Source organism: Kluyvera ascorbata ATCC 33433, from assembly GCF_000735365.1.
Classification (GTDB): Bacteria; Pseudomonadota; Gammaproteobacteria; order Enterobacterales; family Enterobacteriaceae; genus Kluyvera; species Kluyvera ascorbata.
In genome coordinates this window covers 1-23,084 of sequence record NZ_JMPL01000065.1, presented here as the reverse complement: position 1 = coordinate 23,084, position 23,084 = coordinate 1, and the positions used below count along the sequence as shown (strand labels likewise).

The window sequence follows — 23,084 nt, the reverse complement described above, 5'->3', positions numbered from 1 at the left end:
TTCCATGCCGTCCACCGACGCCTTCGACAAACAGGATGCGGCTTACCGCGAATCTGTACTGCCGAAAGCGGTCTCTGCACGCGTGGCAATCGAAGCGGGCATCGCAGACTATTGGTTCAAATACGTGGGCCTGAACGGTGCTATCGTTGGCATGACCACCTTCGGTGAGTCTGCGCCAGCGGATCTGCTGTTCAAAGAGTTCGGCTTCACCGTTGATAATGTGCTGGAAAAGGCGAGAGCGCTGCTGTAATTCGTTTTTCCTCACGGTAGCCCGGCCGCGTGCAGCAACGCCGGGCTATCTACTTCACCTGCCAATACGGCGGGGTGCCAAATCTTTCCACATAATAATCAATCACCGCCCGCACGTTCAGCGGCGGGTGGCGAGCGTTCGGATAGAGTGCCGCAATCTGCTGCGTTTCGGTATGAATCGCCGCATCAAAACCCGCTAACAGCTTAACCAGCGTGCCATTTTTCAGGCAGTCACCGATAAGCCAGTCAGGAAACAGCACCAGCCCCATACCCCCGAGTGCGGCAGACAGCAGCGCGTCGGCGTTATTGGAAACCAGCTTCGGCAATAGCGGGTAGTGAACCCACGGTGCTTCACCTTGCTTCAGCAGCCAGCGGTTAGGGCCCGATGAACCTTTATAAACCAGACACGCATGCTGCTGGATATCACCCGGTGATTGCGGCGCGCCGTGCTGGCGCAGATAGGCAGGCGAGGCGGCCAGATGGTAATGCTGGTTGCCAAACACCCGGGCGTGAAACGCCGAGTCGGTCAGGGCGCCAATACGAAAAATGACGTCGGTAGCCTCCCGGTGCGGGTCGACAAAATCATCGGTTAACGTCAGCTCAACCTGCAACGTCGGGTAGCGCTCGGCGAGCCCGACAAGGGCGGGGGCGATGTGTCGCTGGCCAAAAAAGACCGGCGCGTTGATACGCACCATGCCAGACGGTGAGGCGGCGCGGCTTTGCAGCGTTTCTTTCGCTTGCTCAAGCTCATCGGCAATGGTACGGACATGTTCAATGAGCTGCCGAGCGGCTTCTGTTGGGATAACCGAACGCGTATTGCGATAAAACAGCTGCTGACCGATAGCTTCTTCAAACTGCTGCATGGTGCGCGAAATCATCGATGCTGAGACCCCTTCTTTGCGGGCGACAACGGAAAAACTTTGCGCATCGTACACCGCAATAAAGAACAGCAGGGTGCGGATACTCACTGCGCTGAGATCGAACATTAATGCAAATCCTGAAAAAGTGTTTCTTCACTTATACCATTTTTAGCGCAATCAAAATCGACTATCTTCATCCGCCTTAACGATGGGGGGTAGTGATGCAACTGTTACTGATTGCGCTGGTGATAGCCGGTGGTATGGGGCTGTCGGTTGAAGCCGGGATTCTGGGTCCGCTCGGCGGGGAAGTGGGTGATTTATGGGCGACGTTCAGCATCTTCGGCGTCGGTGCGGTACTGACGTTTTTACTGATGCTGTTTTTCAGCCCGCGCTCGGGGCCCTCATTTTTTTCCCAGCCGGGCTGGACGTTATTGGGTGGGGTGCTCGGGCCTATCTACGTGGTGATCCTCACGGTGGCGGCACCGATTATTGGCGTGGCGATGACGATGATTGGCGTACTAGCGGGGCAGGTTTTCAAAAGTCTGCTGATTGACCATTACGGCCTGTTTGGCACGCCGCACCGTAAAATCAACGTACAGCGTCTGTACGCGTTGGGCTTTATTCTGGCGGCGCTGCTGCTGGTGGCAAGAGGGTAAATAATGATAGTTATCATGATGCTATTGGCGGTATTGGGTGGTGCGACGCTGAGCGTTCAGGCGGCAATCAACGGTCGGCTTGGTAGCCAGGTGGGGGTATTGAAAAGTGCATTCCTGACCTTCTCGGTGGGTGCGTTAGTGACGGCGCTGCTGATTTTCTATTTCGAACCGGTGCAGACGGTAACGTTACTGGACGTGCCAAAATGGCAGCTGATGGGGGCGATGCTCGGCGTCCCGTACATCGTGATTATGGTCGTGGCGGTACAGCGAATTGGTACCGGCATCGCCACGGTGGCGGTTATTTTCGGTCAACTGGCTATGAGCATGCTGATTGACCACTTTGGTTGGCTGGGCAACGCGTCTATCCACTTCACCTATACCCGTTTGGGGGCGGTGGTTTGTTTAGGCATTGCGCTCTATTTTATCTATTCAAGCAGTAAGGCAGCGACGGTTAACACGTGAAAAAATGGCCTGTCAAAGTCACAGGCCATTGTCATTTTTATCGTCCGACGCGCGCCTGAATGGATGCAGGATAACGATCGCCCACAATCTTAATCGCATCCAGCGCCAGGGTAATTTTTTGCAGATCGCTGGCCGTTAGCACAATTTCTGCCGCCCCCAGGTTTTCCTCCAGCCGGTGCAGCTTGGTGGTACCCGGAATGGGAGCTATCCACGGTTTTTGTGCCAGCAGCCAGGCGAGCGCAATTTGTGCGGGGGTGATCCCGCGCTCGGCGGCCAGGTCTGCCAGTACGGTCAGCAGTTGCGCGTTAGCCTCGCGGGCTTCCGCCTGGAAGCGCGGCACTTTGCTGCGGAAATCATCGCTGCCAAAGGCGGTGTCGGTGGTAATGGCCCCGGTCAGAAAACCTTTGCCCAGCGGGCTGAATGGCACAAAACCGATCCCCAGCTCTTCGAGCAGCGGGATGATTTCTCGCTCCGGTTCACGCCACCACATAGAGTATTCGCTTTGCAGTGCAGTAACGGGCTGTACCGCATGCGCGCGGCGAATGGTCTGCGCCCCGGCTTCGGAAAGACCAAAATGTTTCACCTTACCCTCGGCAATCAGGTCTTTAACCACGCCTGCAACGTCCTCAATCGGGACATCCGGGTCAACGCGGTGCTGATAGAGTAAGTCGATAACGTCGGTTTTTAAGCGCTTAAGCGAACCTTCTACCGCTTTACGGATATGCTCCGGGCGGCTGTTTAAAATCTGCTGCTTGTTGTCATCACCGAAGGTAAAGCCAAACTTGGTGGCAATGACTACGCGGTCGCGAAACGGCTTCAGCGCTTCGCCGACCACCTCTTCATTGAGGTAAGGGCCGTAGACTTCGGCGGTGTCAAAAAAGGTCACCCCGCGCTCAACGGCGGCGCGAATCAGTTCTACCGCTTGACGGGTGTCTGTTGCAGGGCCGTAGCCGTAGCTAAGCCCCATGCAGCCAAGCCCAAGTGCGGATACTTTCAGGCCAGACTGGCCGAGCGTTCTCTGTTGCATTGCAGATTCCTTATGGGGTTAAACGTCGAGTTTGCGGGCTGCCAGCCACTCAACGATGGCCGGATCACGGTGGGAGAAAAAGGCGCTGGTGGCGGAATCAAGCGCAGCGATGTGCAGCATGTCGTCATCGCTCAGCGTAAAGTCGTTAATGGCAAAGTTTTCGACCATACGCGCTTTGCGCACGGATTTTGCGAGCGACACAATGCCGCGTTGCAGAAGCCAGCGCAGTACCACCTGGCCCACGCTTTTCCCGTATTTTTTTCCGATGGCGGTAAGCGTCGGGTGCTCAAACAGGCCGTTACGGCCCTCGGCAAACGGTGCCCAGGCTTCCGGCTGGATGCCGTGACTTTGCATCCACGGCGTGGCGTGAAGCTGCTGGTTAAACGGGTTAACTTCAACCTGGTTAACGGCGGGCACGACGGTATTAAAAGCCATCAGGTCGGCGAGCCTGTCCGGGTGGAAGTTACTGACCCCAATGGCGCGAATTTTCCCCGCCTGGTGCAGCTCTTCCATAGCGCGCCATGCGCCGTGTATGTCGCCGAAAGGTTGGTGGATGAGATAGAGGTCGACGTAGTCCAACTGTAAGCGGTTCAGCGATCGTTCAAACTGGGCTTTGGCCCCATCGTAGCTGGTACCCTGCAGCCACAGTTTGGTGGTGATAAACAGCTCGTCGCGGGCGATGCCGCTCTGCTTAAGAGCATTGCCGACCTGGGTTTCATTCTGGTAGGAAGCGGCGGTATCAATTAACCGGTAGCCGGTATCCAGGGCATCAAGCACCGCACGCTCGCATTCTGAGGCATCGGTCATCTGATAAACCCCGAAGCCCTGCAGAGGCATCACAATACCGTTGTTCAGTTTTACTGTTTGCATGGCGTTATCCTTTTTCTGAGTAGAAGAAGGATAGCGCGGGGAGATTTATTTGATTAGAGGGGGGTATTCTCTAACGGTAATGATCAAAATTCATGAATCAGTCTGGTGAGCGGTGGAATACCGCTCACCAGACTTCAGGCCTGACGCTTCTTACCGGAGGAAATATCCCGGCGCAGGGTGGCGGGGGAATTCGGGTCGCCGGTTAGCGGCAGATTATTTAGCATGACCTCAATATCATCCGCTGGTACTGGGTCAGAGAACCAGAAGCCCTGAAGGGCATCGCAGCCAAGCCCGCTGAGGATCCGCTGCTGTTCCTGAGTTTCTATACCTTCGGCCACCACGTCCATATTCATCGAGTGGGCGATGTTAATGATGGTGGAGACAATTCTGACGTGTTTGCTGTTTTCCCGCATATCCTTCATAAAGCTTTTATCGATTTTCAGCTCACCAGCGGGGAGATCCTGCAGCGCCAGCATATTGGAATAACCCACGCCGAAGTTGTCGATAGAAATGGTGATCCCGATGCGACAGAAATCGTTAAAAATCTGCACGCTGCGATCAAAGCCGTGGAGCGCGGTGGTTTCCGCAAGCTCGATGGTCAGGCGAGTAGGGGAAACGTGATGGCGTACCAGCGCGTCGCAGACTCGCTCATAAAAATTCTGCTGCTCAAATTGTACCGGAGAGATATTCAACGATACCGTCCAATCGTCATGCCCTGAGAGACTCCATTTGTGCAACTGCTGGCAGGCCTGGTCCACAATCCAGTTCCCAACCGAGACAATGAGCCCCGTATTCTGTAGCGTAGACAGGAAAACCTCGGGCAGCAGGATCCCTTTTTTCGGATGCCGCCAGCGCAGGAGGGCTTCAAAACCGTAAATACGCTGTTCTTTGACGTGATACTTGGGCTGATACCACAGCTCAAACTGACCGCGATCCAGCGCCTGGGTTAGATCCTGCAGAAAATGTGCCCCTTGCCAGGTGCTGTCGAGCATCGATTCATGATAGAAGACCCAGCCATTACGACCGCTGTGCTTCACGTGATACATCGCCGTGTCTGCGGAGAGTTTTAGTTCCTGAGGCGTTTCACCGTGGCCGGGATAAAGACTTATTCCCACGCTTAATGAGATCTGCAGGATTTGTCCGGAGTGATAAAACGGACGACGAATGCTCTCCACCATGCGGGTGCAAATATCGGCAATTTCCGCTTCATTACAGTCTGGTGCAAGCAGGATAAACTCATCCCCACCAATGCGCGCGAGCGTCATTTTGGGATTAATACAGGCGCTCATGCGGTTCGCAACGGACACCAGCAGGTTATCGCCAACGTGGTGGCCCCAGGCATCGTTAATTAATTTAAAACGGTCGAGATCCATCAGCACCAGCGCGAAAGTGCTGCCGGCCAGGCGTGATTGATGCAGGCAGGCCAGCAGCCGCATGTCAATCTGGCTGCGGTTCGCAAGCCCCGTCAGCCCATCGAAGCGCGCCTGTTGTTCCAGCTGTTGATTAAGGCGCTGTAAATTTTCCGTCAGGCGCGTGGTGCGAACCTGCGAATCCACCATGGAAATCATCAGCATCAGTCCCAGCAACAGCAGCGTAGTGACCGATACCCAGATAGAGAGACCCTCTTCGCTGACCATAGCGCCGTGGTTCATCATCATATGACTATGGCCGGTAAAGGTGGCGGCGCTCATGCCGGTGTAGTGCATGGCGGCGATGGCAATACCCATGGCGAACGCCGCGCCGACGCGGGTTAGCAGTACTCCTTTACTGTTAAGGCGCAGGCTGAAAGCCAGCCAAAGGGCTACGCATGACGCCACGATAGCAATGATGACCGAGGCGATAATCAGCGGAATGCTCCAGGTGATTTCGTCGTGGGCCATCAGCGCCGCCATGCCGACATAGTGCATGGTTACGACCCCGGAGCTGAGCAGGGCGGTAGCAATACAGAGGCGTTTTAGTGATAACGTATTGCCAGCGACCGCAATATTAATGGCCAATGAAGAGGCAATAATCGCGGCTAATAAGGAAATAACCGTGAGCTCAAGGTGATAGCTCATCGGCATCGGCATTTTCATTGCCAACATGCCGATAAAGTGCATTGACCAAATACCAATGCCTAGCGTCGCGCCGCCGGTAATACGCCAGAAGATGGCCGCCTTTTTATTAGAAGCGGCAATTTTTGCAGCACTATCAAGCGCAACGAAAGACGCAATGAAGGCCACCAGAAATGAAATACCGACTAGTATCGGGTCCCACGAAGCGTGCAGCATCATGCAATCCATACCTTTTCATAAACGTGATTTAATTAATCTATCAGTAAATTCCTAAATTTACACAATGAAAAAGCACTTCTCTGACGCTCTTTTTTCGTAATTGGATATTATTAAGCATGGCTAACGAGTAATGAAATGCCAGTGAACATTAAGTCTTGCTTTTTTATATTGTTCTTATTTTATGGATGCTTAACTGTTGATGTGATTTTTGGTTTTGTCAGTTTTACTTTGGTTGGTTTAAAAATCTGCAAAAAGTAAAACTAACGTTGCTAACAATTAAACTACTTAAAAACATGGAAATAGTCTGGAAAATGCAACTTCTGGTGATATAACAAAATGACACAGCAGGAGTTGGGGAGTAGATTATGTTTAAAAACATTAGCGTCCGAACTTTTATCCTGGTATTTATTCTGGCGGTCTTTCTTATTGCAGATGTGATCTGTTTAATATTATCGAAGAATATATTCTTGCATTTGGCCATCAATATTGTATGGCTGGCAGCACTGGGCTTGCTCTGGCTTTATATGACGAAATATCTCGTCACGCCGATTAACGCGGTTAAACGCAGCATTGATGAAGTTAATGATGGGAATTTGTCGGTGCGTATTCCTATATTTGGTAATAACTGCGCAGGGCGCTTAATTCCGGGTATCAATAACTTATCGAATAATATCTCTACGCTGGTGGCGGAGATTCGCGCGTCGTCTGACTCAGCCATGTCCCTATCTGAACAGCTGGCTAACCGTAGCGCGGAGCTGGCGGTCAAAACCGAAGAACAATCGGCAACGCTTCAGCAGACGGCTTCCAGCATGGAAGAGATTGCGGCAAGTACCAAAAACAACGCCGAGCATACCCGGCTGGCCAGCGAGCGGGCGGGCGATGCGACTCAGTGCGCCCGTAAAGGTGGCGCGCTGATGGGTGAAGTGGCGAACAATATGCAGTCGATCACCGACTGTGCTCGTCAGATGACTGAAATCATTGCCATGATTGATGGCATTGCGTTCCAGACGAATATTCTGGCGCTGAATGCGGCGGTAGAGGCAGCCCGAGCGGGCGATCATGGTAAAGGATTCTCGGTGGTAGCCGGTGAGGTGCGCAATCTGGCGCATCGCAGCGCCGAGGCGGCAAAAAGTATTAAGACCCTGATTAGCGTGACCAGCGATAACGTGACGCAAGGGGCGAATATTGTGGCCGAAGCCGAGAAGAATATGCAGGACATCGTCGCGGGGTCTGGTGAGCTCAACAGCCTGATGGAGCAGATTGCCGTCTCAACCAATGAGCAGGAAAAGGGGATTGACCAGATCACTCAGGCGCTGACGGAGCTGGAAACCGTGACCCAGAGTAATGGGATGGTGGTTGAGGAGCTGGCGCGGTCGTCTGATGTTCTGAAGCATCAGGTTATTGAGTTGCAGTCGCGGACGCAGAACTTCCGTATCGGAGGGGAGCCACGGGCGGCTGATGCGCCGCCGGTGGGGGCGTTGCAGCCAGCGGTGGCGGGGAGCCATGATAAGGATTTTTGGCAGTCGTTTTAGGGTTTGCAGGGTTTTCGCTGTTGATAACGCTTCAACCGCTGAAGCGTTCCCTGTAGGCCGGATGGCGTTTCGCTTATCCGGCCTACAACGGCAAGGAAGCACGAATCCAATCACCTCTACCTACTACCTTTTGTGAACAATTTCAGCGCGATGGCACACGCTCTTATTGCTTAACAAAAGCAGATAGCTAGACTATCAGGATGAATAGTCGTGATCGGAGGCGAAGTGGAAGCCATAAAGGGATCAGAACTGAACGTACCTGATGCGGTATTTGCGTGGCTACTCGACGGCCAGGGCGGAGTCAGACCCCTGACCGATGATGAAACCGTCAGCAAAGATAACCCGTGCTGGCTGCACATGAATTACACCCATCCCGACAGCGCCGAATGGCTGGCAACAACGCCACTGCTGCCCCAAACGGTACGTGATGCGCTTGCTGGCGAAAGCCTGCGGCCACGCGTCAGTCGATTAGGTGAGGGAACGCTGATAACGCTGCGCTGTATTAACGGTAGTACCGACGAACGCCCTGACCAACTGGTGGCGATGCGTCTCTATATTGATGAACGCATGATTGTCTCTACGCGGCAGAGAAAAGTGCTGGCGCTGGATGATGTGGTGAGTGACCTGCAGGAGGGCAGCGGTCCAACGGATTGCGGCTCCTGGCTGGTGGACGTATGCGATGCGCTGACCGATCACGCGAGCGAGTTTATCGAACAGCTGCATGACAAAATTATCGACCTTGAAGACAACCTGCTTGAGCAGCAGGTGCCGCCGCGTGGCTTCCTGGCGCTGCTGCGCAAGCAGCTTATCGTGATGCGACGCTATATGGCACCGCAGCGTGATGTGTACGCGCGCTTGTCCAGTGAACGGCTCTCGTGGATGACTGACGATCAGCGCCGACGGATGCAGGACATTGCTGACAGACTTGGCCGCGGGCTGGATGAGATTGACGGTTGTATCGCTCGCACCGCCGTGATGACCGACGAAATCGCGCAGATGATGCAAGAGTCGCTTTCGCGTCGCACCTACACGATGTCCCTGATGGCCATGGTGTTCTTACCCAGCACCTTCCTGACCGGCCTATTTGGTGTCAACCTGGGCGGTATTCCCGGCGGCGGTTCGCATCTGGGCTTCTCCCTCTTTTGTATTATGCTGGTCGTACTCATTGGGGGTGTTACGTGGTGGTTACACCGCAGTAACTGGTTGTAAAAAGTCATCTTTTATATTCCGCCAGGTGACGATAACGCAACTTAATTTGAGCGAGGTCAATAAACCAGCGCTCCAATCGAGGCAATATCGTTCCTGCAGGTGAATGCAACGTCAAGCGATGGGCGTTGCGCTCCATATTGTCTTACTTCCTTTTTTTGAATTACTGCATAGCACAATTGATTCGTACGACGCCGGCTTAGAATAGTCGGCTTTTTTTTGTCTTTTTTTCCGCTACCCTGGCTACACTCGTTGATTAGTTGTCGCATCCCGCGGCGAGATCTGCGAGGATACGCGCCTGCTGAACGTCAGCCCCTAATTCGTGAGAACTACACCGTGACCGCTTTTGCCTCCCTGAATATCCTCCCCGCATCCCAGCTCGAAAACCTTAACGACCTGGGCTATCTCTCTATGACCCCGGTACAGGCGGCCGCGCTGCCAGCCATCCTTGCTGGAAAGGATGTGCGGGTACAGGCAAAAACCGGTAGCGGCAAAACGGCAGCATTTGGTTTAGGCCTGCTGCAACATGTGGATGCGGGTCTGTATCAGACACAATCGCTGGTGCTGTGCCCAACTCGTGAGCTTGCAGACCAGGTCGCTGGGGAAATTCGTCGTCTGGCGCGTTTCCTGCCAAACATTAAAGTGCTTACGCTGTGCGGTGGCCAGCCTTTCGGTGCGCAGCGCGACTCGCTGCAGCACGCGCCGCATATAATTGTGGCGACGCCGGGGCGTCTGCTGGATCACCTGCAAAAAGGCACCGTTTCTCTGGATGCGCTGCAAACGCTGGTGATGGACGAAGCGGACCGTATGCTTGATATGGGATTTAGCGACGCCATCGATGAAGTTATTCGCTTTGCGCCAGCGTCTCGCCAGACGCTGCTGTTCTCCGCGACCTGGCCGGACGCCATCGCGGCGATCAGCGGTCGCGTACAGCGCTCGCCGGAAACCATCGAAATTGATTCCGTTGACGCGCTGCCAGCCGTTGAGCAGCAGTTCTTCGACGTGCCGCGTCACGGCAAAATCGCCCTGTTGCAGCAGCTGTTGAGTCAGCATCAGCCGGCGTCCTGCGTGGTGTTCTGTAACACCAAAAAAGATTGCCAGGCGGTCTATGAAGAGCTGAATGCTGCGGGCCAGAGCACCATCGTGCTGCACGGTGACCTCGAACAGCGTGACCGCGACCAGACGCTGGTGCGTTTTGCTAACGGCAGCGCGCGTATTCTGGTGGCAACCGATGTGGCTGCACGCGGTCTGGACATAAAATCGCTGGCGATGGTGGTGAACTACGAACTGGCATGGGACCCGGAAGTTCACGTGCACCGCATTGGACGTACCGCACGTGCCGGTAACAGCGGGCTGGCAATCAGCTTCTGTGCACCGGAAGAGGCCCAGCGTGCCAATATTCTTGCTGAAATGCTGCAGATTAAACTCAACTGGATGGCTGAGCCGAGTAAAGCGCGTGTTGTGCCGCTGGAGCCAGAAATGATGACGCTGTGCATCGACGGCGGCAAGAAAGCCAAAATGCGAGCAGGTGACGTGCTGGGCGCGTTAACCGGTGACGTTGGGCTGGTTGGGGCGGATATCGGTAAAATCGACGTTCATCCGGCACATGTTTACGTGGCGGTTCGCGAAGGCGTGGCGCATCAGGCGTGGAAACTGCTGCAGAAAGGGAAAATCAAAGGCAAGGCGTGCCGAGTGCGTCTGCTTAAATAAACGCGGAATAATGCGTCTCAGGCCCAGACCTGAGACGCGACAATCGTATTACTTCACTTCGACAACGTTCAGACGCAGCTCATCCAACTGACCGTCTTCTTCTTCTGGCTGCCAGCCTACCGGCTGTAACGGCATCTCTTCACGGTCAAACGCCAGGTCACCGCCGTTAATGACTTCACCGCCGTGGGTCAGACTTTTGAAATCAAACAGGTTGATATCGCTCAGGTGCGATGGCACCACGTTCTGCATCGCGCTGAACATGGTCTCGATACGGCCTGGATAACGTTTGTCCCAGTCGCGCAGCATGTCCGCGATCACCTGACGCTGCAGGTTTGGCTGCGAACCGCACAGGTTGCATGGAATGATAGGGAACCCTTTAGCCTCAGAGAAACGCTCGATATCTTTTTCGCGGCAATAAGCAAGCGGACGAATAACGATATGTTTGCCGTCGTCGCTCATCAGCTTCGGCGGCATACCTTTCATTTTACCGCCGTAGAACATGTTCAGGAACAGCGTTTGCAGGATGTCGTCACGGTGGTGGCCCAGCGCGATTTTGGTCGCTCCAAGTTCAGTGGCGGTACGGTACAGAATACCGCGACGCAAACGGGAGCAGAGCGAGCAGGTGGTTTTCCCTTCCGGGATTTTCTCTTTCACGATGCCGTAAGTGTTCTCTTCGACAATCTTATACTCTACGCCCAGTTTCTCCAGATACTCCGGCAGAATGTGCTCCGGGAAGCCCGGCTGTTTCTGGTCGAGGTTTACCGCCACCAGGCTGAAGCTGATAGGGGCGCTCTGCTGCAGGTTGCGCAAAATTTCCAGCATGGTGTAGCTGTCTTTACCACCGGACAGGCAAACCATAATGCGGTCGCCGTCTTCAATCATGTTGAAGTCAGCGATGGCTTCACCCACGTTACGGCGCAGGCGCTTCTGTAACTTGTTCAGATTGTATTTTTCTTTTTGGCTAATTTCTTGATTTTGTTGCATTTAATGGTTACTCAAAAATCTAAATGGATATTCAGGCCGAACACAGCGTCTTCCCGTCCATTTGATTTGCGATAAAAGACCTGTCTCGCGCTGACCGGTCAAAAGCGAATCAGCGAATGTGTGGCGTGTATGGTACGGATTACGACGGTGAATGTCAGCACGTTTTACAGCGTTGAGCCATCTAATTCTGGAGCCGACCTGCGCGAGGCTGGCGTGGAAGGGGGCTGGGGTAGGCTTTCATCAGAGAGTATGGTGTAAAATAGAAGGCCCATTAAAATAATGGGCCTGACAGATAATATTTTCGACAGCCTTATTATGCTGATGAGGTTTATCAGACGTGACGCATCGCCATTCAAAATAATTAAGAATGCAAATATTATGTTGTTATCAGCCGCCTACGTCCCAGGGAAATATAGTTTCCGTGATACTGGCCATCAGAAGAGATAGTTTACGTTAAGCGTGGTGGTACTGTAAGACGTATTAAAGTTACGAGAACCATAATCATCATATTTAGCATTAGGATCTTGCAGGTAAACGGAAGAAGTTCCTAAATCAACATAAGTATATTCAATACCTGCAGATAGATTCTGGGTAACGCGATATTGAATACCGGCGCCAACGTTCATACCAGCAGAAATGTTTGACGCATCGGTGTTGAATTCGTTTCCACAGCCGTTTGTCTTAGTGACGTTACCTTTGTGGCAACCCATCGTGAAATCTTGTTTTGCGACAGTCACGCCCACTTTTACGTATGGAAGAATGCGGTCAAAAGCATAGCCCATCAGGACATCGACAGAACCGTTCTGTTTGATATCAACGGAGCCATCATACGGGTCGTACTGATCGTGGGCACTGTTTTTGAAATCATCACCCATATCAGACAGGTTCAGGTTCGCGGCCACGCCCAGTACGATATTATTATCGAACTGCCAGTTATGACCAACCTGAATACCACCGACGACACCGTCGATAGAATCGCCCCAGGAGCTTGAATTCCCTTCATCGCGACTGTGGCCTGAGCCATAACCGAGATTGCCCCCTGCATAAAAACCAGTCCATTGATCAAGTCGATTTGACGCTGCAAAAGTAGAACAAGAAACCATTAATGCAGAGACAAGTAGTGCACGTTTCATTTAAATACCTATGAATGAAGTAAATTGATCAAGCCTGTGTATTATTCCCGTAATGGATTTTAATGCAATTTATAACTTCGCTTGAATCTTCTTTTAATTAATAGTGAATGTAACAAAAAAGGACAATGGCATAGTAAATATATGCCTCTATAATTTTATTGGTTGGATTAATGATTGTTGTTATTGGTGTATATAATAATGGCTATTTGGTATGGCGTATTAGGCCAAATGGCATAGGTATTGTTCTCCAGAATATTAAAGCAGTTTCGCGATAATATAATCAGCACCGTCCGCCCGGCTAACCTGTTCCGTTAGCAGGCGATCACCGAAACAACTGATTCGCCAGCAGACGGGAATTTCGCTATTATCCCGGCACCTTCGCTATGCTGGCCGCCTGATGTCTACAATTGTTGATACTTTTATCGCTCCACCGTGTTCCGCTGAGATAGAGATCCTCTATGAAGATGAATATCTGCTGCTTATCAATAAGCCTGCCGGGTTACTGAGTCTATCGGGGAAAAATCCGCAGAACCTCGATTCAGTACACCACCGGCTGGTACAGGATTTCCCCGGCTGTACGCTGGTTCACCGTCTTGATTTTGGCACCTCCGGGCTTATGGTAGTGGCGCGCAATAAAGCCATTAATGCAGCTCTGTGCCAGCAGTTTAGCCAGCGCAGCGTGACGAAGGAATACAGCGCTTTACTGTGTGGTCATCTGGAACATGATGAAGGGATTATTGACGCGGCGATTGCTAAGGATCCGGCGCGGTTCCCGCGTATGACGATTTGCCCGAACCAGGGAAAACCGGCGCGGTCTCATTATCGGGTTGATGCACGTTTTTTCCAGCAGGGAGAAGGGGGAACGCCGTTGCCGTTGACGCGGGTCACATTAACCCCGGAAACCGGCCGTACGCATCAGTTGCGGATTCACTGTCAGCAATTGGGGCATCCGATTCTGGGTTGTGATCTGTACGGTGGTCTATTGATGGCGGGCGCCGAGCATGCGCCAAGGCTGATGCTGCATGCCAGCGCGCTGAATTTTGTTCACCCCGTTAGTGGTGAAGCGGTCAATGCGCGTCACGCTAGCCCTTTTTGAGCAATAAAAAAGCCCGTGAGGGCTTTTGGGCATAGCCTGATGGCGCTTCGCTTATCAGGCCGATATAAAATAATGCTTACCACATTAGATCGTCAGGGATTTTGAAATCTGCGTACGGATCGTCTTCGTCCTGGACTTCCTGGCTTAGGGCGCTGTGCAGAACAATGCTGCTGGCATCGCGCTGAGCGATTTTTTCTGCCACGATCGCTGGGATAATCGCATATTCGCTATCACCGTTGCTCTGGGTTGCCAGACGCGCGATGGCGAGGCGCCCGTTAATCAACTGAGTCTGCGTCAGCTTATCGACCGTGATTTTTTTAATGATGCTGCCGTCGGCAAAGTTAAAGCTAATATCGCCTCGACCCGGCATGACGCGGTTCATCTCGATAAGCTGCTTCACCTGGGCTTTATACTCTTTCGATAACACGGCCTGCTTTTGCTGCTCGCTGAGTAGCTTATCGCGCTCAAGCTGCGCCTTCTTATTTTCTTCGACTGCTTCTCTTGCCTCACGAGCCTGAACGCGCGATTTTTTCGCCGTACGCTGGACCTTGGCCACTTTTTTACTGGAGACTAATCCCGCTTTTAACATCTGCTCTTGTAAGGTAAGTTTTGTCATTTTCGCTTCTGAATTTGATGAATAATAGCGGGGATTATACCCGTAATTTTTGTCACGATGCCAGATTATAGGTCTCGAGTGGCGCGTTGTCCGGCGTCCGCTTGGCATTTTGGGCCTTTAATGCCCCGTAAATTATTGTGGTGATGAATGCGTAGCCGCATAATAGCGGCCAACCTCCGCAGGTGCGGGGTTAAGCGCCAGCTTTTTCTGGTGATGAAGGAAACACAATGGAAAGGCGTAACTTTCTGAAAGGTGCCGCGGCACTCTCCACCCTTGGGCTGGTGAGCCCGGTTTTTGCAAAAACCGAAGCTGTTGCTAAGCCTGCCGTTTCATCTTCAGGCAAATCCCGCCGTTTTGTTATGACCCAGACCTACAGCCTTAAGGCCCCTGAGGGCTCTTCTGGCAAGGTTAATTTGTGGATCCCTATCCCGGAAGACACGGCTTTCCAGCAGTTGCTTGACCTCTCTTTTAGCGGGAATTACCAAAGCGCTACCCTCAATGCCAATAACCGTTACGGTGCGAAAGTGCTCTTTGTTACCTGGCCTGCCTCTGGTGGCCCGCTGGATATCAAAGTGGAAATGGAAATTGAAACCCATGATTGGGAAGTGCTGAAAGAAAACCGTCTTGCCGACTGGCAACTGCCGGTGGAAGGCGTCGTCATCCCAGACGAAATCAAGCCATTCCTGCAGGCAACCCCGCATATTCCGGTGGATGGTCTGGTGAAAGAGACCGCGCTGAAAATTATCGGCAATGAAAAAGCCCCGCTTAAGCAGGCGCGTCTGATTCACGATTGGGTGAGTACGCATATGCATCGTGATGATGCGGTGATTGGCTGCGGTACCGGTGATGTAGGTGAAATCCTGAAAACCGGTAAGCTGGGCGGTAAATGCACCGATATTAACTCGGTGTTTGTCGCGCTATGCCGCGCGGTCGGGATCCCGGCGCGTGAAATGTTCGGTATTCGCCTGGGCGCGAGTCGTAAACTCGATGGTTACTCGAAAAAAGCCTTCGGCAGCGCCGATGCGCAGGGCGTGGCTAAAGTCAGCGGTGGCCAGCACTGCCGCGCGATGTTCTGGCTGGCGGGTTTTGGCTGGATGCCTGCTGACCCAGCGGATGTGACCAAAATGCGTCTGACCGAGAAAAAAGAGAACGGCGACCCGGCGGTAACGGCAGTGAACGACTATCTGTTCGGCAACTGGGAGATGAACTGGGTGGGCTTCAACCACGCGCGTGATTTCGCGCTGTCGCCAGCGGCAGAGCAGGGTGACGTCAATAACCTGGGCTACCCGTATGCGGAAGTTGATGGCGACCCGCTGAACTTCTACGATCCTGCTGTCTTTAGCTACGACTATGTCAGCGTCGAACAGCATTAAGGGCGGAGTACTGACGCTGCTGGCGGCGATTGTCGCCGCTGGCGCATCAACGCTTTGTTGCATTGGGCCGTTACTGTATCTGCTGTTTGGTATCTCAGCGGCAGGGCTGGTGGGGATCCCCGGTGCCTCCTGGCTGCAGTTCCCGATGATTGTGGTGGCGGTAGGGTTGATGGCGCGGGGTTTCTGGCGCCTGCATCTGTCATCGAAGCCGGTGTGCGTCAACGTGGTGAGCCGTCGGGTGCTGGTGTGGCTCTACTGGCTGTCGGTACCGCTGGTGCTGGCGCTTATCACCTATCCTTATGTTCTGCCCTGGATTTGGGAGTGGATGGAATGAAAAAAGCAGTTTGCCTGGCGTTGATGCTATTCACGCCGCTAGGCTGGGCCGCCGATAAGCTGGTGACCATTGATATTGGTGAGATGAACTGCCCGCTGTGCGTGATTTCGATTAACCAGGCGTTGCGGACGACCGACGGCGTTATCAAGGCGAAAGCGTCGCTGAAAACGCGTCAGGCTGAAGTGGTGGTGCCGGAGAATTTCGATAACCAGCAGCTGCTGGCGGCGATTGCCAAAACCGGGTTTAAAGGTGAGATTCACGGGGAAAGCGCGGTGCAGTGAGGCTGTGTTGATGTGGTAAAAGAGAAAACCCGCTGTTGCCAGCGGGTTTTTTGTTGCATTAGAACTGGTAAACCAGGCCCAGTGCAACGATGTTGTCGGTAGCAATACCGTTTTCTTGATAGAAGGACTTGTTACCGTCCAGCAGGTTGATTTTGTAATCAACGTAGGTAGACATGTTTTTGTTGAAGTAATAGGTTGCACCCAGATCCATGTATTTAACCAGATCCTGATCGCCAGCGTTGGTGCCGTCGGTATTGATCAGGTCTTTACCTTTGGATTGCAGGTAGGAGATGGCTGGACGCAGGCCGAAGTCGAACTGGTACTGAGCAGTAACTTCGAAGTTCTGAGTCTTATCGGCAATACCGTCGTCGCCGTACGGAGTCATGTTGCGAGTTTCAGAATACATGGTCGCGAGGTAAATATTGTTCGCATCGTATTTCAGGCCAGCAGTCCATGCATCAGCTGTATCGCCCTTCGCGAATTGTTTGTTTCCATCACGCAGGCCATTTTTCTGCGCGTCAGTGCGGTTGGAAGTGGAATAGGCAGCCGCAGCGCTAACACCCATACCAAAATCGTAAGAGGTAGACATACCAAAGCCGTCACCGTTGTCCTTACGGATTTTTCCATTCGTACGGTTGTTGGTACCGATCATATCGTCACCTTCGCCGCTCTGGTTTTCGTTTTTACCTTGGTACTGCAATGCAAAGTTCAGGCCATCAACCAGCCCGAAGAAGTCGTTGTTACGGTATGTTGCCACACCGTTAGTACGACCGGTCATGAAGTTGTCGGCGTTAGTGTAAGTGTCACCGCCAAACTCCGGCAGCATATCGGTCCAGCCTTCTACGTCGTACAGAACGCCGTAGTTACGACCATAGTCGAATGAACCGTAGTCGCCGAATTTCAGACCAGCAAAGCCCAGACGGGTGAAGCCGTTACCGGCATCGCTTTCAGTCTGGTTCGCCATCACTTTGTATTCCCACTGGCCGTAGCCTACCAGTTGGTCAGTAATCTGAGTTTCGCCTTTGAAGCCGCCCTGGAAATATGACTGATCGCCATCGTTAGCAGAGTTGCTGGAGAAATAGTGCAGACCATCTACCTTGCCATAGATGTCTAATTTATTGCCGTCTTTATTATAAACTTCTGCGGCATGAGCTGCGCCTGCTGCTAACAGCGCAGGGATAACGAGGGCCAGTACTTTTCTGTTCATTGAAATTATTCCTTTAGTTTTTTATTCGCGCACTTCCACTCAAATAGAGGAAGTAAGGCAATGCTAAAGGAGACCTTTCTGAGATGGTAAATAACATTTGTTACAGCATAAGTAAAATCTAAAGTATATGATTCAAATGAAATGATGATAAATACCATGAATGAATTGTCATTAAATATATAAAATAAAAATTATACAAATAATATTCGCTGACGTAATCTACCTGCGTTATATGCCTTTTTGTCACACAACGTATTTATGTTGCCGTGTGTCATTTAACTTCTTCGTCATATGAAATGACAAGCCCGAACCCTCATTCGGGCTTTTTTTATTTCTTTGTTTTTGAATGGGTTGTCAGCCGTGGCGGCTTGTATCAACAGGTCGTGTAGCCGATGTAATGGATTTCTCTTCTGCGCAATTATTACGCTGTTTCAATAGTGTCATTACTGAGGCAATATTAGACAAGAATGAAAAATAGAAGGGTGCAGGCCGGAAAATCAATGCCGTTGCGACGATACTGAATGTAGATAATAAAACGATGGTTGAGTGCGTTTCTAAACCTAGTAGGAGAAAATTTATCCGTGACGGATTGGATTATGTGATCGACAGCATAAAACTAAATGTTTCTGATATTAATTTATCCGGCTCAGATTTACATGAATCAATATGATGGCGCATTGGAATAATCGTATAGATGAAATTAACTTCGTACCGGATAAAAAACCGCCTTCAATATGAAGGCGGTTGTCGATATCAGAAGTTATTCCTGCGGAATGGGCTTCTCGGCTTTCCCTGCCATTAACGCGAGGAAGTCATAGCGCTTCTGCAAATCTTCCGCCGCGTCTTTCCATAGCTGCTCGGCCACTTCTGGCTGCTGACTGTTCAAACGGCGGAAGCGCTGTTCGTTCATCAACGTTTCGGCGAGTGCGTCAGACGGTGGACGAGAGTCCAGCGCCAGCGGGATTTTGCCTTCATCACCGCGACGTGGGTCGAAGCGGAAGAGCGGCCAGAAGCCGGTTGCCGTAAGCTGGCGCATCTGATCGTGGCTTAAGGCCAGATCGTAGCCGTGCTCTTCACAAGGGCTGTAGGCGATGATGATGGACGGCCCCGGATAGGACTCCGCTTCCTGAATCGCTTTCACCGTCTGGTTAAGCTGCGCACCGAGCGAAATCTGCGCCACATAAACATGACCGTACATCATCATGCTGACGCCGAGATCTTTACGCGCTTTGCGCTTGCCGTGCTCGCCAAATTTGGTGACCGCACCGAGCGGCGTCGCTTTTGAAGCCTGGCCGCCGGTGTTGGAGTAACACTGGGTATCGAGCACCAGAATATTGACGTTCTCGGTCAGGCTCATCACATGATCCAGACCACCGAAGCCAATATCGTAGGCCCAGCCGTCGCCGCCAATCAGCCAGATAGATTTCTCTACCAGCGCATCGGCGTCGGTCAGCAGCTCTTCGGCACCTTCAACACCTTTCAGTGCGTTTCGCAGCGCAGCGACCTGCTCACGACGTACCTCTGGTGTGGCGTCGGCGTGCAGCGCTTCGTTCAGCTCAGCTGGAATATGCTCGGCAAAACCGTCCAGCAGACGCATTACGCGCTGACGATGCTGATCGACCGTTAAGCGGAAGCCCAGACCAAATTCGGCGTTATCTTCAAACAGCGAGTTGGCCCATGCCGGGCCGCGACCGTTGGCATCGGTGGTGTACGGCGTAGAAGGCAGGTTGCCGCCATAAATAGAAGAACAACCGGTGGCGTTGGCAATCAGCATGCGGTCGCCGTACAGCTGGGTCAGCAGTTTGATATACGGCGTTTCGCCGCAGCCGGAGCAGGCGCCGGAGTATTCAAACAGCGGGGTAATCAGCTGCGAGGTACGAATATCGATACGCTCCAGCTTGCTGCGGTCGATTTCCGGCAGCTCGAGGAAGAAGTCGTAGTTCACTTTCTCTTCTTCAACGTGCTCCAGGCGGGACATCATATTGATAGCCTTGATGCTTGGATCCTGACGATCTTTTGCCGGGCACACTTCAACGCACAGATTACAGCCGGTGCAATCTTCAGGCGCGACCTGCAGCACGTATTTTTGGCCACGCATATCGCGGGATTTCACGTCCAGAGAGTGCAGGGAGGCCGGGGCGTTTTCCATCTCTTCTGGAGACACCACTTTGGCACGAATCGCCGAGTGCGGGCAGGCGGCGACGCAGTGGTTACACTGGGTACAGAGATCTTCTTTCCAGATGGGGATCTCTTCGGCAATGTTGCGTTTCTCCCAGCGGGTGGTGCCCACCGGCCAGGTGCCGTCCGGCGGCAACGCGGAGACCGGCAGCGCATCGCCAAGCCCAGCGAGCATCGCGGCGGTCACGGTTTTGACGAAATCTGGCGCGGCATCGGACACCACCGGCGGACGGTTCGGGCTGGTGGCGTTGACCTGCTGCAGCGGGACCTCAAACAGCGACTCGCGCGCCAGTGCCAGCGCCTGCCAGTTACGTTCAACCAGGTCCTGACCTTTGCTGCTGTAGCTTTTGGCGATGGCGTTTTGCAGCTCCATCAGCGCGCTATCGCCCGGCAGGATCTGCGTCAGATGGAAGAAAGCCATCTGCATTACGGTGTTAATACGCGCGGCGAGCCCGCATTCACGGGCGATTTTCGCCGCGTTAATCACGTAGAAGCGCGCTTTTTTCTGATTCAGTACGGCCTGCACTTCCTGCGGCAGCCGCGCCCAGACTTCATCAGCGCTGTAAGGTGTATTGAGCAGGAAAATACCGCCGGGCTTCAGGCGCTCTGCCATCTGGTATTTATCAATAAACTGTAGCTGGTGGCAGCCGACGAAATCAGCCTGCGCTACCAGATAAGCGGAGCGAATTGGCGTATCGCTGACGCGCAGGTGAGAGACCGTCAGGCCGCCGGCCTTTTTGGAGTCGTAGACAAAGTAACCCTGTGCGAACCACGGCGTGGAGTTACCGATTATCTTAATGTTGTTCTTGGTCGCCGAGACGCTACCATCGCTGCCAAGCCCGTAGAACAGCGCTTCCAGGCGCGCGCGCGAGGGCAACGTATTTTCCGGTAGCGGCAGGGAGAGGTTAGTGACGTCATCGTAAATGCCGACGGTGAAGCGCGGTTTTGGCTTCGCTTCTGAGAGTTCATTAAAGATAGCCAGCACGCAGTCCGGGCCAAACTCTTTTGATGACAGACCATAACGGCCGCCAATCACGCGCGGCAGGGTTTCACGTTCGCCCTGATTAAAGGCTTCCGCCAGCGCGGTCATAACGTCAAGATACAGCGGTTCGGCGAGAGCGCCCGGCTCTTTGGTGCGGTCAAGCACGGCGACGCTACGCGCGCTTTCCGGCAGCGCCTGCAATAAATGTTGTGCGGAGAACGGACGATAAAGACGCACTTTCAACACGCCGACTTTCTCGCCGCGGGTCAGCAGTTCATCCACCACTTCTTCACAGGTGCCGATCGCGGAGCCCATGATGACGATAACGCGTTCGGCCTGCGGGTGGCCGTAATACTCGAACGGTTTGTAGTGACGGCCAGTGGCATCAGCGAAGTCAGCCATTGCCTGCTCAACGTGGTCGTATACCGCGTTGTACCACGGGTTCGTGGCCTCGCGAGACTGGAAGTAGGTATCCGGGTTTGCGGAGGTACCGCGAATGACCGGATGCTCTGGGTTCAGCGCGCGGGCGCGATGTGCGGCGATTTCATCCTGCGGCAGCAGCCCGCGAATGGTGTCATCCGCCAGCGGCACGATTTTGTTGATTTCGTGCGAGGTGCGGAAACCGTCGAAGAAATGAATAAAGGGCACGCGGCTTTTCAGCGTGGCGATATGCGAAATCAGCGCAAAGTCCTGCGCTTCCTGAACGCTACCGGCGCACAGCATCGCACAGCCGGTCTGGCGGATAGCCATGACGTCGGAGTGATCGCCAAAAATAGAGAGCGCGTGGGTTGCCACGGTACGGGCCGCGACGTGCAATACAAACGGGGTCAACTGACCGGCCAGTTTATAAAGCGTCGGGATCATCAGCAGCAGGCCCTGCGATGAGGTGAAAGAGGTCGACAGCGCACCGGTCTGCAACGCGCCGTGCACGGCGGCAATCGCACCGGCTTCGGACTGCATTTCGACCACGCGCGGAACATCGCCCCACACGTTTTTAAGCCCATTTCCCGCCCAGGCATCGGCCTGCTCGGCCATCGTTGAACTCGGCGTGATCGGGTAAATGGCGATGACTTCACTGGTTCGGAACGCCACCGAGGCGACCGCACCATTACCGTCAGTTGTGATCATGGGTTATGACACCTTACATTGCGCAGAAAAGTGGTCCACGGGCACAACCGCAGACCGGGAATTTATCCTTAGTAGACACATCGCTCTTGTCGATGATGTTAGGTGAAGTTTAGCAAAACCCGCGCTGAATCATTTTTGCTTTTGTGTCCTTGGGGCGCGTCTACATCAATGATGTGAATGTTTTTCGCCATAAAATTGACAGAAAATGTTTCTGAGGTGCATAAATGCGCGCTTCCTCTCTCGACGTGCGCGCGCTCGGTGCCTATGATGCATAGGTTTGTTCCTATTTTTGCGATTCGGAGGGAAGTGATGCGAGCTGCTTTTTTTGTGGGGTGTGCGGCGCTTTTGTTGTCCGCGTGCAGCAGTGAACCTGAACAGCAGGCCACCGCGGCACACGTTACGCCAGGGATGAGAGCGGCAATGTCCAGCTCAGGTGAAGCAAACTGCGCGATGATTGGCGGAACGCTTTCCGCTGCCCGCCAGCTGGACGGTTCCAGCATCGGGATGTGCGCGCTGCCAAACGGTAAGCGTTGCAGCGAGCAATCTCTGGCGGTAGGAAGCTGCGGTAGCTATTGAGTGTTAACTCACCAGGTCGGCGAGTTTGAAGGTCAGCGTTTGATCGGCGGTTGCCAGCGTCAGCTGATGTTCAGTTAAGTCGACCTGGGCTCCCTGGCGGAGCATGTTGCTGAGCGTCGCGTCGAGCTGGTTTAGCTGCGCGTCGCTGCAGAGCTTACGGGTCATCGCCAGGTCGGAGGCTTTTATCTCGCCGTTGCTGATTTTTGCGGTGCCGGAAAAGCGGTTGCACATCTCGCCGGAGAGATAAATTCTATTTAATAGCGGTTGCTTCTCACCAAAGCTCACTTCGAGTGGCGCGCCGTTGCTATTGACGGTATTGCCATTCACGCTTTCAAGCACAAAACGGTGATG

The 23,084-nt window shown here is 53.2% G+C and carries 21 protein-coding genes; 11 read left to right on the top strand and 10 right to left on the bottom strand.

Annotation, left to right across the window (positions count from 1 at the left end; all coding sequences use genetic code 11):
- The coding region (locus GKAS_RS15135; protein WP_281630967.1) for a transketolase-like TK C-terminal-containing protein at nt 1-250 on the top strand (250 nt) is incomplete at its 5' end.
- Between the two features lie 49 nt (nt 251-299).
- Here GKAS_RS15135 and GKAS_RS15130 read toward each other — a convergent pair.
- Entirely contained in the window at nt 300-1,235 is a 936-nt protein-coding gene (locus tag GKAS_RS15130; RefSeq protein WP_035895298.1) for a LysR family transcriptional regulator, read from the bottom strand.
- Between the two features lie 95 nt (nt 1,236-1,330).
- Between GKAS_RS15130 and GKAS_RS15125 the strand changes: the two genes are divergently transcribed.
- Nucleotides 1,331-1,765, top strand: coding sequence for a DMT family transporter (locus GKAS_RS15125; protein WP_035895296.1), 435 nt, complete (start codon nt 1,331-1,333; stop codon nt 1,763-1,765).
- A 3-nt stretch (nt 1,766-1,768) separates the two neighbouring features.
- Nucleotides 1,769-2,227, top strand: a complete 459-nt coding sequence (locus GKAS_RS15120) for a DMT family transporter (RefSeq protein ID WP_035895295.1) — start codon at nt 1,769-1,771, stop codon at nt 2,225-2,227.
- A 37-nt stretch (nt 2,228-2,264) separates the two neighbouring features.
- On the opposite strand, the gene GKAS_RS15115 is transcribed toward GKAS_RS15120, so the two are convergent.
- The 3 genes from GKAS_RS15115 to GKAS_RS15105 all read right to left on the bottom strand — a co-directional run bounded on the left by GKAS_RS15115 (nt 2,265) and on the right by GKAS_RS15105 (nt 6,397).
- A complete protein-coding gene (locus GKAS_RS15115) occupies nt 2,265-3,254 on the bottom strand; it encodes an aldo/keto reductase (RefSeq protein WP_035895294.1) in 990 nt (329 codons plus the stop codon).
- An 18-nt stretch (nt 3,255-3,272) separates the two neighbouring features.
- Nucleotides 3,273-4,124 (bottom strand): aldo/keto reductase, encoded by an 852-nt coding sequence (locus tag GKAS_RS15110; RefSeq protein ID WP_035895292.1) that lies wholly within the window; start codon nt 4,122-4,124, stop codon nt 3,273-3,275.
- 134 nt (nt 4,125-4,258) lie between these two features.
- A complete protein-coding gene (locus GKAS_RS15105; protein ID WP_081918558.1) occupies nt 4,259-6,397 on the bottom strand; it encodes a putative bifunctional diguanylate cyclase/phosphodiesterase in 2,139 nt (712 codons plus the stop codon).
- A 365-nt stretch (nt 6,398-6,762) separates the two neighbouring features.
- Between GKAS_RS15105 and GKAS_RS15100 the strand changes: the two genes are divergently transcribed.
- The 3 genes from GKAS_RS15100 to dbpA all read left to right on the top strand — a co-directional run bounded on the left by GKAS_RS15100 (nt 6,763) and on the right by dbpA (nt 10,845).
- On the top strand, nt 6,763-7,929 hold the full coding sequence (locus tag GKAS_RS15100) for a methyl-accepting chemotaxis protein (protein ID WP_035895289.1): 1,167 nt from the start codon (nt 6,763-6,765) through the stop codon (nt 7,927-7,929).
- Nucleotides 7,930-8,154: 225 nt separating this feature from the next.
- On the top strand, nt 8,155-9,138 hold the full coding sequence (gene zntB / locus GKAS_RS15095; protein WP_035895307.1) for a zinc transporter ZntB: 984 nt from the start codon (nt 8,155-8,157) through the stop codon (nt 9,136-9,138).
- Between the two features lie 333 nt (nt 9,139-9,471).
- On the top strand, nt 9,472-10,845 hold the full coding sequence (dbpA, locus tag GKAS_RS15090) for an ATP-dependent RNA helicase DbpA (protein ID WP_035895288.1): 1,374 nt from the start codon (nt 9,472-9,474) through the stop codon (nt 10,843-10,845).
- A gap of 48 nt (nt 10,846-10,893) precedes the next feature.
- Here dbpA and ttcA read toward each other — a convergent pair whose 3' ends face one another.
- Both ttcA and GKAS_RS15080 read right to left on the bottom strand, forming a co-directional pair.
- The gene (gene ttcA / locus GKAS_RS15085) at nt 10,894-11,829 is read right to left on the bottom strand and encodes a tRNA 2-thiocytidine(32) synthetase TtcA (RefSeq protein ID WP_035895287.1); all 936 of its coding nucleotides are present in this window, start codon (nt 11,827-11,829) and stop codon (nt 10,894-10,896) included.
- Between the two features lie 434 nt (nt 11,830-12,263).
- A complete protein-coding gene (locus GKAS_RS15080; RefSeq protein ID WP_081918557.1) occupies nt 12,264-12,962 on the bottom strand; it encodes an outer membrane protein in 699 nt (232 codons plus the stop codon).
- A 397-nt stretch (nt 12,963-13,359) separates the two neighbouring features.
- Here GKAS_RS15080 and GKAS_RS15075 point away from each other — a divergent pair, with 397 nt between their 5' ends.
- Nucleotides 13,360-14,058, top strand: coding sequence for an RluA family pseudouridine synthase (locus GKAS_RS15075; protein WP_035895283.1), 699 nt, complete (start codon nt 13,360-13,362; stop codon nt 14,056-14,058).
- Nucleotides 14,059-14,134: 76 nt separating this feature from the next.
- On the opposite strand, the gene GKAS_RS15070 is transcribed toward GKAS_RS15075, so the two are convergent.
- The gene (locus tag GKAS_RS15070; protein WP_035895281.1) at nt 14,135-14,674 is read right to left on the bottom strand and encodes a DUF2058 domain-containing protein; all 540 of its coding nucleotides are present in this window, start codon (nt 14,672-14,674) and stop codon (nt 14,135-14,137) included.
- A 227-nt stretch (nt 14,675-14,901) separates the two neighbouring features.
- Between GKAS_RS15070 and GKAS_RS15065 the strand changes: the two genes are divergently transcribed.
- From GKAS_RS15065 to GKAS_RS15055, 3 genes are read left to right on the top strand one after another with little or no spacing between them, the layout of a single operon-like run.
- Nucleotides 14,902-16,047 carry a transglutaminase-like domain-containing protein gene (locus GKAS_RS15065; protein ID WP_035895279.1) on the top strand — a complete coding sequence of 382 codons (1,146 nt, stop codon included), beginning with the start codon at nt 14,902-14,904 and terminating at the stop codon, nt 16,045-16,047.
- On the top strand, nt 16,025-16,381 hold the full coding sequence (locus GKAS_RS15060) for a hypothetical protein (protein ID WP_115074230.1): 357 nt from the start codon (nt 16,025-16,027) through the stop codon (nt 16,379-16,381). The genes GKAS_RS15065 and GKAS_RS15060 overlap by 23 nt, the downstream gene beginning before the upstream one ends.
- A complete protein-coding gene (locus GKAS_RS15055) occupies nt 16,378-16,662 on the top strand; it encodes a heavy-metal-associated domain-containing protein (RefSeq protein ID WP_035895277.1) in 285 nt (94 codons plus the stop codon). Before GKAS_RS15060 ends, GKAS_RS15055 begins: the two co-directional genes overlap by 4 nt.
- A 58-nt stretch (nt 16,663-16,720) precedes the next feature.
- Here GKAS_RS15055 and ompC read toward each other — a convergent pair whose 3' ends face one another.
- Together ompC and nifJ are read right to left on the bottom strand one after the other, a co-directional pair.
- The gene (gene ompC / locus GKAS_RS15050; RefSeq protein WP_035895269.1) at nt 16,721-17,869 is read right to left on the bottom strand and encodes a porin OmpC; all 1,149 of its coding nucleotides are present in this window, start codon (nt 17,867-17,869) and stop codon (nt 16,721-16,723) included.
- Between the two features lie 760 nt (nt 17,870-18,629).
- Complete coding sequence (nifJ, locus tag GKAS_RS15045) at nt 18,630-22,157, bottom strand: pyruvate:ferredoxin (flavodoxin) oxidoreductase (protein ID WP_035895268.1); 3,528 nt, start codon at nt 22,155-22,157, stop codon at nt 18,630-18,632.
- 309 nt (nt 22,158-22,466) lie between these two features.
- Between nifJ and GKAS_RS15040 the strand changes: the two genes are divergently transcribed.
- Nucleotides 22,467-22,733 (top strand): putative hemolysin, encoded by a 267-nt coding sequence (locus GKAS_RS15040; protein WP_035895266.1) that lies wholly within the window; start codon nt 22,467-22,469, stop codon nt 22,731-22,733.
- Between the two features lie 3 nt (nt 22,734-22,736).
- On the opposite strand, the gene GKAS_RS15035 is transcribed toward GKAS_RS15040, so the two are convergent.
- A partial coding sequence (locus GKAS_RS15035; protein WP_035895263.1) for an META domain-containing protein occupies nt 22,737-23,084 on the bottom strand: 348 nt, incomplete at its 5' end.

Bases quoted from the DNA above. Each gene is read 5' to 3' on its own strand.
- GKAS_RS15130 (WP_035895298.1), bottom strand. From the start codon at position 1,235: ATGTTCGATCTCAGCGCAGTGAGTATCCGCACCCTGCTGTTCTTTATT.
- GKAS_RS15125 (WP_035895296.1), top strand. From the start codon at position 1,331: ATGCAACTGTTACTGATTGCGCTGGTGATAGCCGGTGGTATGGGGCTG.
- GKAS_RS15120 (WP_035895295.1), top strand. From the start codon at position 1,769: ATGATAGTTATCATGATGCTATTGGCGGTATTGGGTGGTGCGACGCTG.
- GKAS_RS15115 (WP_035895294.1), bottom strand. From the start codon at position 3,254: ATGCAACAGAGAACGCTCGGCCAGTCTGGCCTGAAAGTATCCGCACTT.
- GKAS_RS15110 (WP_035895292.1), bottom strand. From the start codon at position 4,124: ATGCAAACAGTAAAACTGAACAACGGTATTGTGATGCCTCTGCAGGGC.
- GKAS_RS15105 (WP_081918558.1), bottom strand. From the start codon at position 6,397: ATGATGCTGCACGCTTCGTGGGACCCGATACTAGTCGGTATTTCATTT.
- GKAS_RS15100 (WP_035895289.1), top strand. From the start codon at position 6,763: ATGTTTAAAAACATTAGCGTCCGAACTTTTATCCTGGTATTTATTCTG.
- ttcA (WP_035895287.1), bottom strand. From the start codon at position 11,829: ATGCAACAAAATCAAGAAATTAGCCAAAAAGAAAAATACAATCTGAAC.
- GKAS_RS15080 (WP_081918557.1), bottom strand. From the start codon at position 12,962: ATGAAACGTGCACTACTTGTCTCTGCATTAATGGTTTCTTGTTCTACT.
- GKAS_RS15075 (WP_035895283.1), top strand. From the start codon at position 13,360: ATGTCTACAATTGTTGATACTTTTATCGCTCCACCGTGTTCCGCTGAG.
- GKAS_RS15070 (WP_035895281.1), bottom strand. From the start codon at position 14,674: ATGACAAAACTTACCTTACAAGAGCAGATGTTAAAAGCGGGATTAGTC.
- GKAS_RS15065 (WP_035895279.1), top strand. From the start codon at position 14,902: ATGGAAAGGCGTAACTTTCTGAAAGGTGCCGCGGCACTCTCCACCCTT.
- GKAS_RS15060 (WP_115074230.1), top strand. From the start codon at position 16,025: ATGTCAGCGTCGAACAGCATTAAGGGCGGAGTACTGACGCTGCTGGCG.
- GKAS_RS15055 (WP_035895277.1), top strand. From the start codon at position 16,378: ATGAAAAAAGCAGTTTGCCTGGCGTTGATGCTATTCACGCCGCTAGGC.
- ompC (WP_035895269.1), bottom strand. From the start codon at position 17,869: ATGAACAGAAAAGTACTGGCCCTCGTTATCCCTGCGCTGTTAGCAGCA.
- nifJ (WP_035895268.1), bottom strand. From the start codon at position 22,157: ATGATCACAACTGACGGTAATGGTGCGGTCGCCTCGGTGGCGTTCCGA.
- GKAS_RS15040 (WP_035895266.1), top strand. From the start codon at position 22,467: ATGCGAGCTGCTTTTTTTGTGGGGTGTGCGGCGCTTTTGTTGTCCGCG.